Genomic DNA, 17,460 nt, shown 5'->3' with positions numbered 1-17,460 from the left:
TTCCTGCTTTTCGATCCTATTTTTATAATCCTTATATCTATCCTATTGCTGAAAACTGGGTTTTTCTAACTTTAGTTTTCCGAAGTTAACATAGGTGAATCATTTTGGGGAATTAGAGTGGGATATTTGTAATACACTATTTAATAATACATTTAAAACGAGAATTATGGAAACTACAAAAACAACCATCTGGAAATTGGACCCTTCACACAGTGAACTTACTTTTAAAGTAAAACACCTTATGATAAGCAATGTAAAAGGTGAATTCCAAACTTTTGACGGCCAGATCGTCTCACAGGGAAATGATTTTGACCGTGCTAAAGTGACCGCTACGGTAGATGCAAATTCTGTGTACACTAATAATAAAGACAGGGATACCCACCTTAGAAGTGCCGATTTCTTTGATGCCGGAAGTTTTAATAGCCTGAAGTTTGAAGGAACGGGATTTGAAAAACTTGATGAGGACAATTATAAATTAACCGGCCTGCTTACTATTAAAGGAAATACCAAAGAAGTATCTTTAGATGTAGATCACGGTGGATTGATGAAAGATCCTTACGGGCAGGAAAAAGCAGGCTTCTCTGTAAGCGGAAAAATAAACCGTAAGGAGTGGGGTTTAACCTGGAATGCAGCTTTGGAGACCGGAGGGGTTATGGTGAGCGATGATGTACGCATTAACGGGGAATTTCAATTTGTAAAACAAGCTTAAAAATTTTTAAGTATGAAAAATTTAATATTAGGCCTGCACCATATTACAGCTATTGCAGGAGACGCCCAGAGAAATTATGATTTTTACACCAAAACGCTTGGTTTAAGAATGGTGAAGAAAACTGTAAATTTTGACGACCCTCACACATATCACTTTTATTTTGGAGATGAGGTGGGAAGCCCGGGAAGCATTCTCACATTTTTTCCCTGGGCCAATGTACGGCAGGGTAAAGACGGCGCCGGGATGGCCACCGAAATTGGATATTCTGTTCCCCAAGGCAGCCTGGAATTCTGGAAAGACCGGTTTGAAGAAAGGAATGTAAGGCACTTCCAGATCACAGAACAGTTTGGAGAAAGAAAGCTTCCTTTCCAGGATCCGGATGGGCTGAAATTAAGCCTTATTGAAACCCAACATAATGATGAAAGAAAGGCTTATAATCATTTTGAGGTGCAGCAGAATGTGGCTATAAAAGGTTTTCATTCCGTTGCCCTGAGCCTGAATAACAATGCTGCTACCGCTGCAATTTTAACTGATGTTTTTGGTTATAAAAAACTCGATACCCAGGGAAACATAACCCGTTATAAAACTGAAAGTGTTGAAAATGCGGCTATTGTAGATCTACAGGAATTACCGGACCTCCCACGCGGTATCAATGCTGCGGGAACAAATCACCACGTGGCCTTCAGAGTAAAAAATGAAGAGGATCTCATGGCAATGAGAGAGAAAGTACTCCAGGCCGGATTGCAGATCACAGAAAAAATAGACCGCAATTACTTCTATTCGCTCTACTTCCGGGAACCGGGCGGGGTTTTGTTTGAGATCGCGACAGATAATCCGGGATTTGCGATAGATGAAACCGTAGATGAACTGGGCGGCAGCCTGGTACTGCCTTCAAGGTATGAGGGTGCACGGGAGCAAATTGAAAAAGCTTTACCGGAGCTAAAACATTAATTTATAATAGAAAAGTTCTTTGCTGAAAGTTCCAAACTTTTACTCTGAACTTTTTCTTATTTAAAACCTGAAATTATGCATACCAAAAATATAATCAACGGCGGAAAAGAAATATCACAGGCCAGCAAGGCGCTTATTCTTGTACATGGACGCGGGGGCAATGCACGGGACATTCTGTCTCTGGCCAATAATTTAAACACTCAAGAGTTCGCTCTTTTTGCGCCGCAGGCCACCAATAATACCTGGTACCCATATTCCTTCCTTGCACCCCCGGCACAAAATGAACCCTGGCTTAGCTCGGCACTTGAAATTATGGGTCAGCTGCTGGAGGAAGTAAAAAGTAAAGGCATTGCTGAAGAAAATATATATTTTGGAGGATTTTCGCAGGGAGCCTGCCTGGTTGCCGAATTTGTAACCAGAAATGCCGCCCGGTTTGGAGGAGTAGCTCTTTTCACAGGAGGATTAATTGGCGATATGATTTATGAGGGAAACTATAAAGGAGATTTCGGTGGTACCCCTGTTTTTATAGGATCGGGAAATCCCGATGCCCATGTTCCCGTAGAACGAATAAGGGAAACCCGGGAAGTAATGGATAAGATGAATGCCCGGGTGAGCGTAAAGATCTATGATAACAGGCCGCATACAATTTCACAGGATGAAATTGATTCCGCAAATGAGTTGGTTTTCGGTAAATAATATAATTCCATTACTTCCTGTAAGGAAATTTAATTAAAATAAAAGTCTATGTTCAAGCTTACGCGGGTTTATACAGATGATAAGGACGACAGCCGTTTTGAGGATATTGAGATCACTTTAAAAGAAGCGGGAGAGATAGGTTTTCTGTCTGACCTTATTCCTGCCCGTGGGCTTATCTTCAGGGAGGTACTGCCAACCTATGATTTTGATTTTCATAATGCACCACAGCGGCAGTACATCATTCTGCTGGATGGAGAAATTGAAATAGAAACATCGCGGGGTGAAAAACGGTCTTTTGGAGGGGGAGAAATTTTACTTATGGAAGATACCCACGGGAAAGGCCATAAAACCCGAAACCTTGAGAATATTAAGCGAAGGTCCATCTTTATTCCGCTGGATTAAAGATCCAATATCCTTCCGCAGAAATTTTTTATACCGCTTTTGCCTGCAGTGCCACCTCATATGGAAAGGCAAAATTTGTCACATCTTTTCCCGAAAGCCAGTGATTCCTGTCTTCCTGCCTGAGCACAACGGGCATTCGTTTTTTATTATTATGTATCTCGCTCATTAGCTCATTGGCTTCAGTAGTAATAATACTGTAGGAATTAATCAATTCTCCGGTGTCAGGGTTTTTCCAGGACGAATAGATCCCTGCAAAGGCAAATATTTCCTGGTCCCTGGGGGTTATAAAGAACTTTTGTTTTTGCTTTCCTTTTTCATCCAGCCACTGCCATTCATAATACCCATTTGCCAAAACCAGGCAGCGATTTTCTACTGAGTTGCGAAAGGCGGGTTTATCTGTAACCGTTTCTATCCGGGCGTTCAGGGTATTCTTTTTAATGGAATCCTCTTTTGCCCAAAAAGGAATGAGGCCCCAGTGGTACAAGTCGATTTCTCCACGGCTTTCATCTGTGATCACCGGGGTTTTTATAAAGGTGAACCCATTGATCTCATCCAGGGGCACATAAGATTCCGGTTCAGTAAACTTCGCATTAAAAGCCTTTTCAATTTCGCTTATGGTCTTGTTCATTTGAGTACGGTAGCACATATTTATCTTTTATAATGATCTTCCCGGCTTAAACTTCTTCCGGTTTATTTTCAAATCCCTTTTGTTCCCGGGGAAAAGGATCTTTTATCAAATCCTCCAAAAAAGAATTATAAAAATTCTTCGCCGCCATTTGATGCGGCAGTAAGACCTCATTTACCCCAAAGTTATTTAAAAATTGATAATCGCTGTCATGTATGGCCGTAAGGTAGACCTTCCCCGTATAATCATTTCTTCTTAAGTTCCTTATTAGCTGTAGGGAATGTTCCCTGTCTGATACCGTACTTAAAATACATCCTGCATTTTTGAAGGGGATCCTCTCCAACAGGTCCGGATCTTCAATATCCCCGTATACCACGTTATGGTTTTGGAGTTGCCAGTTACGCACCACCATAGGATCAAAATCTACTCCCAGAAATTTTACTTCGGGGTGTTCTTTATCCAAAAGCCGGGCGATCTTGCCGCCAAACCGGCCCAATCCTAATATAATAAGATCATAGTAGTCGTTATTCTTAGGATCCAGTTGGGCTTCACGGTAGGGATTTTCCCTTTCAAATATTTCCAGGGCAGGGGAGATCACTTCATATATCTGGTGGGAGTAAAGTATGAGATAGGTTGAAAGTCCAATAGTTATTAATCCCACAAGCGTTATTAATGCGACAGTTTCCCCTGTAATATGACCAATACTAAAACCCAGTCCCGCAAAAATGAGTGAAAATTCACTTATTTGTGCCACGGTAAGCCCGGCCAGAAATGAGGTTCTTTTTCTATAGCCCATAAAGCCCATTATAATAAGTACTATTACAGGATTACCAATTAATACAAAAGTTGAAAATATAAGGGCAGAGGGTACCTGGCTGCCTATTATTGAAAGGTCCAGGTTTGCTCCCAGGTTAACAAAAAAGAAAATAAGCATAAAATCCCGCAGGCTTATAAGCCTGCTGCTTATTAACTCTTTAAAATCTGATGATGCCAGGCTTACCCCCGCAAGGAATGCGCCAACCTCCCCGCTAAATCCCATAAGTTCTCCTATTGCGGCAAGGGTGACGGCCCAGGCAATTGCAAAAAGGATCAACATCTCCTGGGAGCGGGCAAGGAAAAAACTTAAGCCGGGAATGATCCACCTCATTGCAATAAGTGCGATCGCGAAAAGCAAACTCCCTGAGAGCAGGGTTTTAAGTATCTCATAACCCAAAGGAATATCTCCCGGTTGGCCTATGGCTGAGAGAATTATCATAACCAGGATCACCGCAATATCCTGTACAATTAAAAAACCAATGGCTATCTGGCCATGCAGGGAATCGATCTCCTTTTTATCGCTCAGGAGTTTAATTATTATGATGGTACTGGAAAATGTGAGGGCAACTGCAATATAAAAGCTATGCATACTTGAAAAACCAAGTCCAATTCCCAGGAAATAGCCAATGAGGGAGGTGAAGAATATTTGTCCCAGGCCTGTGAGCAATGCAATTTTTCCTACGGCACCAATCACACGAAGATCCAGTTTTAAACCAACTATAAATAGCAGGATGGCTATTCCAATTTCAGCCAGTAAGTGGATGTATTCTGTAGAACGAACAATATTTAAAAAAGAGGGCCCCACCAAAATTCCCAGGGCAATGAACATTACAATGAGGGGTTGTTTTAAAAGTTGACCAATAGCTCCCAGCACTGCAGCAAAGAACAGGATGAGGGCGATCTCAAAAAATGGATTTTCAGATATGGAGGACAGCCAATCCATCAGGGGAGGATTATCATAGGGATATTTCCATGGTACACCAGGTCATTGATCAAAAATTTCCTGAAAACCTGATCATTGATAGTCCTTGAACCTTTTTGGACCACCAGGAATGGTTTTTCCTCTTTGTCCATAAACGTTTTAATTTCCTTAAAAACATCTTCCCCTGCAAACATCCTGAAACTACATGGTGCGTCATCCCTATAATGTTCTGTAAGTTCTTTAAGGTAGGTAAGCGATGTTATTTCATTATCATCGGGAGTAATTATAGAAATAAATTCAACCTGCTTAATGCTGCTTTTAAATGTATGTAGAAGGTGGGTAAGGGCCGGAATGTTCAGGGGGAATTTTGGGTTAACGGCAATTACAAGTTTTTTGATCTTAAAACCCTCCATTTTTACAGGCACGGCAATGGTGGTAATATCAATATCATCAATGATCTTTGATGCGGTACTACCCATAAAAATTTTTTTCAGGATGCCGGTGCCTTTTAATCCCACAAGAATAAGATCATCTGAATCCCCGGAACCTATTTCGGGAAGCAGGACACCTAATGGCCTTTCGGTTACCAGGAAATTAACGCTGTGTTTTGCAGGTATAATTGTTTTGGAAACAGATTTTAATTGTTCCAGGGCATCAGATTTTTCTACTTCTATGATCTCCCTGCGGCTGTTATTATCTGCCAGTGCAGGGACAATACCCGGCACCTGGTGAATCAACAGTATACCCGCCTCCATAGTCTCTGCCAGGGAATCTGCAAGTCTCATCAAATTTTCAGAATAGGAGGAAAAATCTATTAAAGCGATCACTCTTTTTTTCATACAGCAGAAGGTTTAGAAGGAATAATTCAATAAGAGCTTGTGGGGAAGATCTTCTTCTAAAATACAGAAAATTAGCCGATTAACGATGCAGAACAGGCAGAACTTATAGTGGTAAAATTGAAAATAATATGCGGGTTTAAAAATTCAGGGATAGAAGTTAAGAATACAGAACCTGCCTTTATTTTAAGGTTATATCAGCTTTTTTTTCATTCACAATTAATAGCGCTAAATCCACAAGGTTGCGCAATTCACAAAGGGATATATGAAAGGCACTGGTGTTAAAAAGATTTTCGATCTCCCCAGCAAGTGCAATGACCTTATTTTTCAAATCGTTTTGCCCGGGATTGCCACTGTGTTTTCCCAGGTAATATATTTGCATAACCGCCTGTAACTGCTCTCTTAATGTTTTATATACAGCAAGGTCCTGCGGAAGGGTTAAAGGTATAACCGCAGCTTCAGAAGGAAAGTCTAAAGAAAGGTTGGGATTGCCCATATCTTTTTTTTCAATTACCTCTGTTGCTGCCTCATGGGCAAACACCAAGGCTTCCAAAAGAGAATTGGAGGCGAGCCTGTTGGCTCCATGCAGCCCTGTGTTGGCACATTCTCCATTGGCATAAAGATTCTTTAAACCGGTGCGTCCATTTTTGTTTACGGCAATGCCACCACATTGGTAATGTGCGGCAGGGGTTACGGTAATAAGGTCCCTGAAAACATCTATTCCCGCCTTCCGGCATCTTTCAGTTATAGTTGGAAAATGCGCGGTGAAGGCTTTCTCATCCAGATGGGTGCAATCCAAATAAACACAAGCCTCCCCCGTCTTTTGCAATTCTGAAAAAATTGCATGCGATACTACATCGCGGGTTGCAAGTTCTCCTGAAGGATGATAATTAAAAACAAACCTTTCACCGGCCTTATTCACCAATTTTGCACCGGCCCCGCGCACCGCTTCAGAAATAAGAAATGCAGGATTTTCCTTTTTCAAGAACAGGGCGGTGGGATGAAACTGGATGAAATGTAAATCCTTTATTGCAGCATCTGCACGGTGTGCCATGGCCACCCCATCTCCGGTAGCGATAACCGGGTTGGTGGTTGTTTCAAATATTTGCCCGCTTCCCCCGGTTGCCAGATAGGTAAGTTGGGCGAAAAGGTTCTCTATTTTACGTGATCTTTTATTGTAATATTTTACTCCTACACAGGTATGCTCTTTCACCAGAAGGTCTATGGCAAAATGATGGGTAAAAAAATAAATGTTCCTGAAGGACTTTAATTTTTCAAGCAGGGCCCTTTCTATTTCATAACCTGTTTTATCCTTATGGTGCAGGATGCGGGATTGGGAATGCCCGCCTTCAAGCCCCAGATCCCATTCCCCCGAGGGTTTCTTGTCAAAGGAAGCGCCCCATTCTATCATTTCCACAAGCCTTTTCGGGGCTTTGTTCACCACCATTTCAACTACTCCTGAATCACAATACCCTTTTCCAGATTCCAGGGTGTCATTTATATGGGCATCAAAAGTATCGGTGAGGGTATTCATGACCGCGGCTATACCACCCTGGGCATATTTGGTATTGGTTTCATTCTTATCTGCCTTGGTAAGAATACAAATATTGAAGTCCGGACCTTTTTGGGCTACTTTAAGCGCAAAAGATAAACCCGCAATTCCGGATCCAAGAACAAGTACATCTGTATGATTCATCTTTTTACAAGATTTATAAGGCCAGCATTTGTTCTATAGGTTTAATAGCCTTTAAGCGTAATATTTCATCTATAGTAACCTCCGGGGTTTCATCCCGAAGGCAGCGATACAGCTTCTCCAGTGTATTCATCTTCATAAAGGCACATTCGCTGCAGGCACAGGAATTATCCTCACGGGCGGGGGCGGGGATGAGGGTTTTGTACGGCAGTTGCTTTTTTAGCTGATGCAGGATCCCGGCCTCTGTAGCCACTATAAAGGTTTCATCTTCACTGTTCCTGATATATTGAAGCATTTGGGACGTAGACCCAATGCAATGTGCCACCCGTAGAATAGGATCTTCAGATTCTGGATGGGCCACGATCTTCGCGGTTGGATATTCAAGGTGTAGCTCAATAAGCTTATCTATTGAAAAGGCCTCGTGCACGATACAGGAACCATCCCACAAGAGCATATTCCTGCCCGTAACCTTGTTCAGGTAAGCCCCCAGGTTTTTGTCTGGCGCAAATATAATGGGTTGTTCTTTGGGGATTGCGTTGATCACTTTTTCTGCATTGGAAGAAGTACACACGTAATCGCTAAGCGCTTTCACTTCAGCGCTTGTATTAATGTAGGTGACTACTTTGTGCTGTGGGTAATTTTTTAGAAATGCTGCAAAATCTGTTGCCGGACAACCATCTGCCAGGGAACAACCCGCGTTAAGATCTGGCACCAGGACTTTTTTATCAGAATTTAAAATTTTTGCAGTTTCAGCCATAAAATATACTCCGGCAAAAACTATGATATCTGCCGATGTCTCAGCTGCTTTTTTCGCAAGTTCCAGGCTGTCGCCCACAAAATCTGCAATATCCTGAATGGCCTCTTCCTGGTAATAATGTGCAAGAATAACCGCATTCTTACTTTTACGCAGTGCGTTTATCTTTTCAATGGTGTCAAGTTGCGATCTCATTTTTGATATAAAAAATATTTAAAAATCTTTTTTTGCTGAAATTCTTATGATCCTGTAAACCGGTAGCACCACCCACAGGGCAAGTACTCCAAATGAAATTATCAATCCCTGCGAGGTGCCGAAGAATTGCTTGAACACCGCCCCGGTATAACCTAACAAGGCTGAAATATCCAACTTTAATAACACCAGGATACGGGAAAGGTCTATTGGATTTAATACGCTCGCGATAAGTGCAAATTTATCCAGGGGATAATCCTGGAAATACACCAGGATAAGTAAAAATATCCCGTCATACACCACCGCCAGGAACAACCAGAGCAAAATGGCCAGGCCAAATCCCTTGATCTTATTCTCATTGGACAAGGCAATATTAAAAGCCAGCGCCGTGAAAATGAAGGTGAGGAACACCCCCGATACCAACAGCGAAAAGAAATTCCAGATTATGGCCGACTCAAATAAGCCGTAAGCCGCAAATGGAATACCCAACCCAAGGATGAGGCTTAGCGCCAGCGAAATTGCAACCCCCAGGTACTGGCCTATAAAAATAGTACGGCGTTTTATGGGCTGCGCCAGCAGAAGCTCTGTAAATTCCCGGGAATCATAGTAATACATTACCCCAAAAATTGTCCCTATTAATGGTACCAGGATTATGATAACATTCATAAGGGTAATTACCGCATTGGAAAGGTCATTGTTAAGAAATAACAGCACAATGCCCAAAAACAGATAAAAGAGGAAATAAACGTAGCTCCATAGGCTACGGGAAAGGTCAAAGAAACTGTATTTTAAAATTTTAAGCATTATTTTTAGTTAAGATATTGGCAATAGCATGTTCAAAATCGGGTTGGCCTGTAGAGGATTTAAGTTCTGTAACAGTTCCATTGAAATAGATCTTTCCTTCCAGCAGGAATACGATCCTGTCTGCCACTTCTTCTACAAAACTCATGATATGGGAAGTGATAAGTATGGTCTTTCCCTTAGCTTTTTCCTGTTGAATAAGGTCCCGCAGGCGCAACAGCGATACAGGATCAAGCCCTGAGGTGGGCTCATCCAGAATAATAAGCGGGCTGTCAAACATAAAACACAAAACAAGGTTTACCTTTTGTTTTGACCCTCCGGAAAGATTGTTTAATTTTTTATCGAGAAAAGGTTCCAGTTTAAAGAACTCTATAAGTTCTTTATCCCGGGCATCTTTGCCCCTAAGGTCCTTGATCATTCTTATAAGTTCATTTACCTTAAGATTGCCCGGAAAATGAGCTATTTGAGGTAAATAATCAATATTCTTTCTGTAGTTCCAGTGGTTTCTCACTTTTTCTCCTCCAATTTCTATATCGCCTTTGGCCGGAACTACCATACCCAGCAAACTTTTTATGAGGGTGGTTTTTCCGGAGCCGTTTGGTCCCAGGATAGCTATGATCCCTTTTTGTTCTATTTCAAGGTCAAGGCCGTTAAGCACTACCAGGGAACCAAATTTTTTATGAAGGTTTTTAATACTTACCATTTTATTCTGTTCATTTGGGGTTCATGGTCAATTAACCCGGCAGGGGTGAAAATGGGGGAAACTTTTTCTGAGAAATCTACCAGGTCTATAAAAATGCTCCTTAAAAGCACAATGGCTTCGGGAGTTTTATTTACCAGGTAAGAAAAAAGTTTTACCGGGCGAAATGGCACATCGCCAACTTTATCATTATTAAGGTCGTAACCGGTATAATCGCTCCAGTAGTTGCCGTTAAAGGAATTATCATTTAACCTGCCCGAATAAGCAACATCAAAGGAGTTATAGAGAAAATTATTTCTTGAAAAACTGGTGGTATAAGCCCCGCCGTGAACTTTAATGGCATAACCATTATTTTTAAAGTCATTTTCGATAAACTTAACACGGGTAGTACCATCGGCATTTACGGCTATGGTATTATCCTCAAAAATGTTGTTTTCCAGTGTAGCATCAGAGATCTCTTTAAGCAATAACCCGTAGGAGGCAGATCCCCAGCTTTTCCTGAAAATGTTCTTTTTCATCTCTATGAATTTGGAGAACATCACTGCAACCCCGGCGCCATTTTCCTCAAACGTGTTCCCTATATAGCTGTTCCCGTCTGAGAACATGAAGTGCAGGCCATAGCGAATGTTCTTTTCACAAACATTATTCAGGATCTCACATTTTTTGCCAAATTCAATATAGATGCCGTCCCGCATTCCCTCGACCTGGTTGTTTTTTACGATAACTTCAGTTGAGCTCCATAGATGTATGCCGTTACCGGAATTTGATTCCTCTCCGCCTTCACTTTTTATACGATTGCCGGTGATAATACCCTTGTGGGATTTCTCTATTAAAAACCCGAAAAATACATTTTCCAGGATATTGTTTTTCAGCACAAAATTTTTACTTCCATGTAAAAGGATAGCGGCAAAATCCTTGGTATAACTTCTGCCCACGTTAATGATTTTAAGGCCTTCGATAGTTACGCCATCTGCTTTTATCCCAAACGCGGTACCATTCATACCTGCATCGATTACCGGATAATTTACACCTTTAAGGTGAAGGCTCTTATTGATAATGTTGAGGTCAAATTCCTTATAAACCCCTTTTTCAATAAGAATGGTATCTCCGCTTTCTGCCAATTCAATAGCTTCCTTAACCGTTTTAACTTCACAGGAGGAGCATACCTTTATTTCCCCTGCAAAAGTGGGAAGGAGGTTTAATAAAAAAATAATACTTAGAAAATATCTCATCTCTGGCGTTGGGAATCCTCCTTGAGGAAATGGTTTTTTAGTTCATTCCAGGTGTAAGAAGCAGAGATGCCTTCTATCTCATTGCCTTTCTTTACAGCGGCCAGATTGGCTCCCATAGGACTGGTTATTTGCTCATCTATTACATACGCGGCTTCCTTCGCAGGTAACATTGTACCAGGTTCCTTATAATTGGCTACCAGTATTAGGGCAACTTCTTTCTCATCATAATTTTGAATGTTATCTTTTACCAAACATTCAATGGCATCATATTTTATTTGTTTGCCTTTTTTGGTGACAAGTTGAGCTGAATGTGCTTTACTAACAATTGTCATTTTGCAATAAGAACAGCTATCACTTCCATATACAATAGGTTCCGGCTCATTACTGCAGGAAATCAAAAACAACGTGATAAACAAATAAAGGTAATTTTTCATTTTTTAAATATTTTGAGTTTTGTGGGATCTTCTTCCAACCCACCAGGCTATTAAAGTTAAGAACATTCCGGCAAACATTAACCAGGCTCCCAATCTTGGGTAGGAATGAGCCGTAAAGTTCAGGATCTGTTGGGTTCCAAAAAGTGGCGGTTTATAACTTATGGGGTTCCCGGCATCATCTGTAAGTTTGATAATTGCTTTTGGATCAAGGTCTGTCCCATAATCTATAAGCCAGGAATTGAAATCATACATTCCCAGTACGCCAAGGATCATCATTAAAACAAACCAGCCCAAAAACCAGTTGGGACTAATAAATTTAAATAGCCCTAAGAAACCTAAAAGTATTCCAAGGCCGGCCATTCCTCCAATAACAACGGGAAAAATGTTGAATTCCCACATTTCCTCCGGTTTTGGTATTTTTTTCATTCCTATATAATGGTTTACACCATCTATATTTTGAATATCAAATTCCTCTTCTCCCTGGATCCCGGAAATATAGATATCCATTCCTAAGGGTTCTGGATATTGTGGTGCACCCAAAGTAATGTTCCACAAGGGAAAGTAGAATAATCCCAGCAGCAGCGCTGATCCCAATATCATTAAAGTTCCTGATAGTTTCATTTTTTGAATATGTTATTTTATAAAAAAGCGGGCAAATACTTTTATTTACCCGCCTTACCAGTAAAAATTTTTCAACTAATTAAAACTGTTTCTAGTCACCATCAAGTGACCACTTAAGTGGCGTATTGGCACCTGCTGCAGAAACTCTTACGTAACCTTGCATTTCCTGGTGTAACGCTGAACAAAAATCTGTACAGTATAGTGGGTATACTCCAACGCGTTTTGGTTCCCAAAGCATTGTTTTGGTAGCACCCGGCATAATAAGCAGCTCGGCAGTATTAGCTCCTATCATTGCAAATCCGTGTGGTACATCAAAATCCTGTTCCAGGTTGGTCACGTGGAAATATACTTTATCTCCCACTTTGATACCTTCAATATTATCTGGAGAGAAATGACTTCTAACCATTGTCATATACACATGAACTTCATTCCCTTTTCTTTCTACACGGGTTTCAGATTCATTTCTCACTGAATGTTCGTGAGTGTTCTCATCCAGCCGATAGATCTTTTTGGAATTCTGCTTAACAAGATCGGCTGGAATTCCGGCGGCATAATGTGGCTCTCCAATGGTAGGGAAATCCAGAAGCAACTCCATTTTATCGCCTGTAATATCATATAATTGAGCCGAGTGGTTCATTTCCGGGCCAGTTGGCAAATACCTGTCCTTGGTAATTTTGTTCATTGCAACAAGGTATTTTCCGAAAGGCTTTCTTGAGTTTCCACCAGGGATCATAAGGTGACCCACAGAGTAATAAGTAGGTTTCCTGTCTATAACCTGATAATCTGTAAGACTCCATTTTACAACTTCAGAAGAGATAAAGAACGTGGTATAAGCATTTCCTTTTCCGTCAAATTCAGTATGAAGTGGCCCCAGCCCGGGTTGCTTAACGATACCTCCAAGAATATCTTCATATTTAAGGATAGGGATTCCATAGGCATCCCCGTCATAATTCTTATCCTCAATAGCTTTGATCATTTTTGAGAAGGAGAATACTGTTAACTCTGCAGCAAGTTTACCGCTACCAACTATATATTCTCCGGTAGGATCTACATCACAACCGTGCGGAGATTTTGGAATAGGCATGAAAAATACAGCTCCGGGAATATCCTTTGGATCTACAGTTTTTACACCTTTTTTCATAGTTGAGGTTGCAGTACTGGAATTATGGTCATACACGTTGTGGGCATATTCTGCATCCATCATTGTACCGCCACCATTATTAATGTATTCTTCTATTTTTTTCCAGTTAAGGGCAACAATAAAATCCTTATCATTTTGGGAAGCATTTACCTCAAGAAGGGTGTTAGCTTCTTCAGAGTTGTAAGTAGTGGCAAACATCCACCCGTGGGAAGCATTTCTTCCGGGATGCGCAAGGTCAAAATTGAAACCCGGCATGATTACCTGGAAAGCGAGTTCCATTCCACCTGTTTCCTGGTCTACTTTTACGAAAGTAAGAGGGCCTTTAAAATTCCCTTTCATCTCTTCAATAGACATATCTCTTTGAGGAGAAGGAATTGCAAAACGTGTTCCTGCAATAAGGTACTCTGTATTCTCTGTAATAGCAAAACTGTGGTTACCGGCGCTGTTGGGAATTTCCAGGATCTCACCGGTTTCAAAAGTATTCAGGTCTATACGGGCAACACGCGGGGTGTTATTCTCGTGGGTGAACACCCACCGGCCGTCAAGTTCTCCATTTGTTTGGGAGATATCAACGTGGTGAAGATCTCCCCAGGGAATGAATCCATAGGAAGTATTAAGCATTGCCTTTGTACCCTCATTGTACCCATATCCTTTTTCTGCGTCCTGTGAAAATACAGGGATTACTTTTAAAAGACGTCCGGAGGGTAACCCGTAAACCGACATTTGACCGCTGAAACCCCCGGAGAAGAATCCGTAGAATTCATCGTGTTCTCCCGGGGCTACATAAACGCGCTCGGCTGCATTGGTAGCCATGGCGCCAGATTTTTTCCTGTCATCATCTCCACCACAACCTATCATAAGGACAGAGAGGATCAATAAGGATAAAATAGAATTGATTTTTTTCATTAGAGTGAGTGTGTAAATTAATTAGTGTTTTTTGGTAATATGATGTCTTCTACAACATGAACCCATCCATTGCTTACTTTTATGGAACCAACTATTTTGGTACCACCTACATAGATATCATCACCTTCCCTGGTAACAGGAACAGATTCTCCTGAGGCCATATAAAGCGCACGACCTTTGTCTACATTTTTCATTAAGGTTTCAATGGGATAATTGCTTGGAGCCACATGATTTTTCAGGATATAGGCAAGTTTTTCCTTGTTCTCGGGTTTGAGAAGGTCATCAACAGTACCTGCAGGTAATTTTTCAAATGCCGCATTGGTTGGTGCAAAAACTGAAAGAGGTCCTACATTTACCAGGGCGTTTTCAACTCCTGCGGCCTGAACCGCAGCTACAAGGGTAGAATGGTCTGGCGAATTTATCGCAGTGCGTAACGCGTTGGCTTCAGAATTTTCATCTTCAATAAAGGCCTGTCCGCGATTGGATGAGGTTTCCGTGGTCTCGGTTTGAGAAGATGTAGTTGCGGGAGCATCATCTAAAGATTTTTCCTTACAACCTACAAATATCAAGGTGCCCGTGAACATTAGAAAAGCAAATAATAAAGGTTTTGTTTTCATATTAGAGATTTTTGGTTAGAAGCTGTAAAATTACCTTGATAATTTTTGTTAAAATATGATGATAATCATATTTAAATCTCTTCGTCAAGAGTTCTGAAATATTCAAGGATAGATCTGGCTTCCTCCTCGGTGAGGTTTTGATTTGCCATAACCGCCATATTGGATTCCAGCAACAATTGTTTTGCAATAGGATCATTGGCGATCATTTCTTCCGGATTCAGGATCATATTCATGATCCACTCGGGAGAACGCCTTTCTGTAATACCTACTATGGCAGGACCAATAAACTTTTTATCAGTTTTATGACAGGCAGTACACATATTTTTAAATACTGTTTCTCCTTTCACGGCCAGGGCTTTGTCAATTTCTGCATTCAGGGTTACAGATTTTACCGGGCCAATCCCTTTGTTTGACATGTCTACCATATCTTTTGAACTGGTTGCAGCTGCTTCTTTTTTAGGAGCTTCCTGGCTGTAATCTCCAATTTTTACATCATCCTTTTCTTTTTTCTCTGAATCACCACAGGCGGTGAAAGCTGTTATTGTAATTAAGGTCAGGATCAATTTTGATAATTTTCTCATATTATTGGGTTTAAATATTTAGGGTAAAATTATATAAGCTCATAGTGTTAATATATGACTAAAATCATATAAAGGGAAATTGCAGCTGCGATTGCACTCAAGATAAACTGCTGATTATTAGCTATTCAATGGAGAGTGGAAGAAAAGGGGAAGGAGGGAGGTAGAAAAATATTATGCAGAAAGGAATAAACGGGAGCATTTATAAAACCTCCAATTGACTTTAAAAAGGGAATTTTCTACGGGAAAAGGTTTGGGAAGATTATAGTTCTTTTTTTTCAGGATAATCCCTTATCTCCTTTAAAACATCCTCGACATTTTTCTCGGTACAATAAAGTTTGTCCTTGCATATTTTCAGCAATTCTGAAGCTCTTTTCACTTTAGATTCCAGAAGGTCAATTCCAATTTCTGCATTTTCCATTTCGCTTACAATTTCCTGAAGTTCAGCAAAGGCATTGGTATAGGTAAGTTTTTGTTTCATAAGTCTTATTTTTCCTGTTCTATTGTTTCAACCCTGCTTTTAATAATACCATCATAGAGCCGGGTTTGCAGAAGGTCTCCCGGATTTACCCCTGCGGCCCCATTAATTACCTCTCCATTAAGGCGGGTAATGCTAAAACCTCTTTTTAAGATTGTTTGAGGATCCAGGTAATGAATACCGGTGGAAATATTTTTTAATTCAGCTTTATCACTTTTTAATAATGCTACGGCGTTGTATTCAATAGCGTTTATTAAATATTTAAGATCATTTTCCGCCTTCTTTACATTGCGGGCCACAGCCATTGCAAAATGTGTTGATAATTCGTTAAGTTCAGCATTTTCCCGGTTATTCAACCATTCCACCTGATTCGAAATGCTGGCAATATTTTCTTTTAACAGGCCGGCAAAGGTGTTATATTGTTCCAGCAGGAAACCTGCGATCCTGGTAGGAGTTATAAAGCTGTGATAAGCTACCATTTCACAAACCGTTTCATTGGAAGAATGTCCAATACCGGTTAGAATTGGTAAGGGAAAGAGCGCAATTGCCCTGGCCAGATCATAATTATCATAACAACTCAAACCAATTTCCCCACCACCTCCACGCACAATAACTACCGCATCAAATACATCTTTGTATTCAAAAACCCTATCTAATGCAGCCATGATGGTAGTAACGGCTTTTTCCCCTTGTAAAACCGCAGGAAAAAGGACTATATGAAATTGGTAATCCTGGGGATTGTTTTCAATAACATTCATAAAATCCTGGTAACCTTTACTGCTGCTTACTGAAATAAGTGCAATAGTTTTGGGAAGTGGGGGTAAGAAGGTTTTTTTGTTGGAATCAAAAATATTTTCCGTGCGAAGTTTATTGATCGTCTCCATTTTTTGCCTGGCGAGTTCACCCAGGGTAAATTCTGGATCTATATCCAGGATATTCAAGGCAAGCCCGTAAATGGGATGGTAAGTGACAGTAGCCTGGATCACTACGCTCATATCATCTCCCAGATCTTCATTAAGAACAGATTTGAATTTCGTGTTTATGGCTTCAAAGTTGGCCTTCCAGATATTACCTCTAATTTCGGCAATGATCTTTCCATCTACCTTTTCCACAAGTTCCGGAAAACAGTGACCGGTGTGGGAGTAGTAATTCAATCTCACAATTTCGGCCTTTACCCAAACTATCCTGCTGCAGTGGGAATTGATGACATTTTCAATTGCCGCTGTAAGCCTGGAAAGAGGAAATATTTGCCTGGGTTGCATTTTTTAAACCAAAAAGAATAAAGATATTCAAATAAAGAATATTTCCAGATCAACAAGAACTTTAAAAATGCTTATAAATTTTGACCGTATAATT

The 17,460-nt window shown here is 40.7% G+C and carries 19 protein-coding genes; 4 read left to right on the top strand and 15 right to left on the bottom strand.

The window, feature by feature from the left end; translation table 11 throughout:
* The first annotated feature begins 166 nt into the window (after positions 1-166).
* The 4 genes from FK178_RS06320 (at position 167) to FK178_RS06305 (ending at position 2,758) form a co-directional block, all read left to right on the top strand.
* On the top strand, positions 167-709 hold the full coding sequence (locus FK178_RS06320) for a YceI family protein (protein ID WP_146832325.1): 543 nt from the start codon (positions 167-169) through the stop codon (positions 707-709).
* 12 nt (positions 710-721) lie between these two features.
* Positions 722-1,660, top strand: coding sequence for a ring-cleaving dioxygenase (locus tag FK178_RS06315; RefSeq protein WP_146832322.1), 939 nt, complete (start codon positions 722-724; stop codon positions 1,658-1,660).
* 75 nt (positions 1,661-1,735) lie between these two features.
* A complete protein-coding gene (locus FK178_RS06310) occupies positions 1,736-2,356 on the top strand; it encodes an alpha/beta hydrolase (RefSeq protein ID WP_146832319.1) in 621 nt (206 codons plus the stop codon).
* Positions 2,357-2,404: 48 nt separating this feature from the next.
* Positions 2,405-2,758: a cupin domain-containing protein gene (locus FK178_RS06305; protein ID WP_146832317.1), complete on the top strand. Its 354-nt coding sequence runs from the start codon at positions 2,405-2,407 to the stop codon at positions 2,756-2,758.
* A gap of 28 nt (positions 2,759-2,786) precedes the next feature.
* Here the strand turns inward: FK178_RS06305 and FK178_RS06300 are convergent, their stop codons facing one another.
* The 15 genes from FK178_RS06300 to xseA form a co-directional block, all read right to left on the bottom strand.
* Positions 2,787-3,404 carry an SOS response-associated peptidase gene (locus FK178_RS06300; protein WP_146832314.1) on the bottom strand — a complete coding sequence of 206 codons (618 nt, stop codon included), beginning with the start codon at positions 3,402-3,404 and terminating at the stop codon, positions 2,787-2,789.
* A gap of 28 nt (positions 3,405-3,432) precedes the next feature.
* Positions 3,433-5,142, bottom strand: a complete 1,710-nt coding sequence (locus tag FK178_RS06295) for a cation:proton antiporter (protein ID WP_146832311.1) — start codon at positions 5,140-5,142, stop codon at positions 3,433-3,435.
* The gene (locus FK178_RS06290; protein WP_146832308.1) at positions 5,142-5,960 is read right to left on the bottom strand and encodes a universal stress protein; all 819 of its coding nucleotides are present in this window, start codon (positions 5,958-5,960) and stop codon (positions 5,142-5,144) included. Before FK178_RS06290 ends, FK178_RS06295 begins: the two co-directional genes overlap by 1 nt.
* A gap of 178 nt (positions 5,961-6,138) precedes the next feature.
* Positions 6,139-7,653: an L-aspartate oxidase gene (nadB, locus tag FK178_RS06285; protein WP_146832305.1), complete on the bottom strand. Its 1,515-nt coding sequence runs from the start codon at positions 7,651-7,653 to the stop codon at positions 6,139-6,141.
* A 13-nt stretch (positions 7,654-7,666) separates the two neighbouring features.
* Positions 7,667-8,599 (bottom strand): quinolinate synthase NadA, encoded by a 933-nt coding sequence (nadA, locus tag FK178_RS06280; protein WP_146832303.1) that lies wholly within the window; start codon positions 8,597-8,599, stop codon positions 7,667-7,669.
* An 18-nt stretch (positions 8,600-8,617) separates the two neighbouring features.
* Positions 8,618-9,400: an ABC transporter permease gene (locus tag FK178_RS06275; protein WP_146832300.1), complete on the bottom strand. Its 783-nt coding sequence runs from the start codon at positions 9,398-9,400 to the stop codon at positions 8,618-8,620.
* A complete protein-coding gene (locus FK178_RS06270; protein ID WP_146832297.1) occupies positions 9,393-10,100 on the bottom strand; it encodes an ABC transporter ATP-binding protein in 708 nt (235 codons plus the stop codon). The genes FK178_RS06275 and FK178_RS06270 overlap by 8 nt, the downstream gene beginning before the upstream one ends.
* Positions 10,094-11,329, bottom strand: coding sequence for a nitrous oxide reductase family maturation protein NosD (locus FK178_RS06265; protein ID WP_146832294.1), 1,236 nt, complete (start codon positions 11,327-11,329; stop codon positions 10,094-10,096). Before FK178_RS06265 ends, FK178_RS06270 begins: the two co-directional genes overlap by 7 nt.
* Positions 11,326-11,763 (bottom strand): nitrous oxide reductase accessory protein NosL, encoded by a 438-nt coding sequence (locus FK178_RS06260; RefSeq protein ID WP_146832291.1) that lies wholly within the window; start codon positions 11,761-11,763, stop codon positions 11,326-11,328. Before FK178_RS06260 ends, FK178_RS06265 begins: the two co-directional genes overlap by 4 nt.
* Positions 11,764-11,766: 3 nt before the next feature.
* Positions 11,767-12,384 carry a hypothetical protein gene (locus FK178_RS06255; RefSeq protein WP_146832288.1) on the bottom strand — a complete coding sequence of 206 codons (618 nt, stop codon included), beginning with the start codon at positions 12,382-12,384 and terminating at the stop codon, positions 11,767-11,769.
* Between the two features lie 91 nt (positions 12,385-12,475).
* Positions 12,476-14,431: a Sec-dependent nitrous-oxide reductase gene (gene nosZ, locus FK178_RS06250; RefSeq protein ID WP_146832285.1), complete on the bottom strand. Its 1,956-nt coding sequence runs from the start codon at positions 14,429-14,431 to the stop codon at positions 12,476-12,478.
* 17 nt (positions 14,432-14,448) lie between these two features.
* Positions 14,449-15,048, bottom strand: a complete 600-nt coding sequence (locus tag FK178_RS06245; protein WP_146832282.1) for a fasciclin domain-containing protein — start codon at positions 15,046-15,048, stop codon at positions 14,449-14,451.
* A 71-nt stretch (positions 15,049-15,119) separates the two neighbouring features.
* Positions 15,120-15,629, bottom strand: coding sequence for a c-type cytochrome (locus FK178_RS06240; protein WP_146832279.1), 510 nt, complete (start codon positions 15,627-15,629; stop codon positions 15,120-15,122).
* A gap of 259 nt (positions 15,630-15,888) precedes the next feature.
* Positions 15,889-16,107 (bottom strand): exodeoxyribonuclease VII small subunit, encoded by a 219-nt coding sequence (xseB, locus tag FK178_RS06235; protein WP_146832276.1) that lies wholly within the window; start codon positions 16,105-16,107, stop codon positions 15,889-15,891.
* Between the two features lie 5 nt (positions 16,108-16,112).
* A complete protein-coding gene (xseA, locus tag FK178_RS06230) occupies positions 16,113-17,366 on the bottom strand; it encodes an exodeoxyribonuclease VII large subunit (RefSeq protein ID WP_146832273.1) in 1,254 nt (417 codons plus the stop codon).
* Between the last annotated feature and the right edge of the window lie 94 nt (positions 17,367-17,460).

Origin of the sequence: Antarcticibacterium arcticum, assembly GCF_007993795.1 — a bacterium.
In the GTDB taxonomy this organism is placed as follows: domain Bacteria; phylum Bacteroidota; class Bacteroidia; order Flavobacteriales; family Flavobacteriaceae; genus Gillisia; species Gillisia arctica.
The sequence above is the reverse complement of the archived record's forward strand: the minus strand, read 5'-3'. Positions and strand labels throughout refer to the sequence as shown.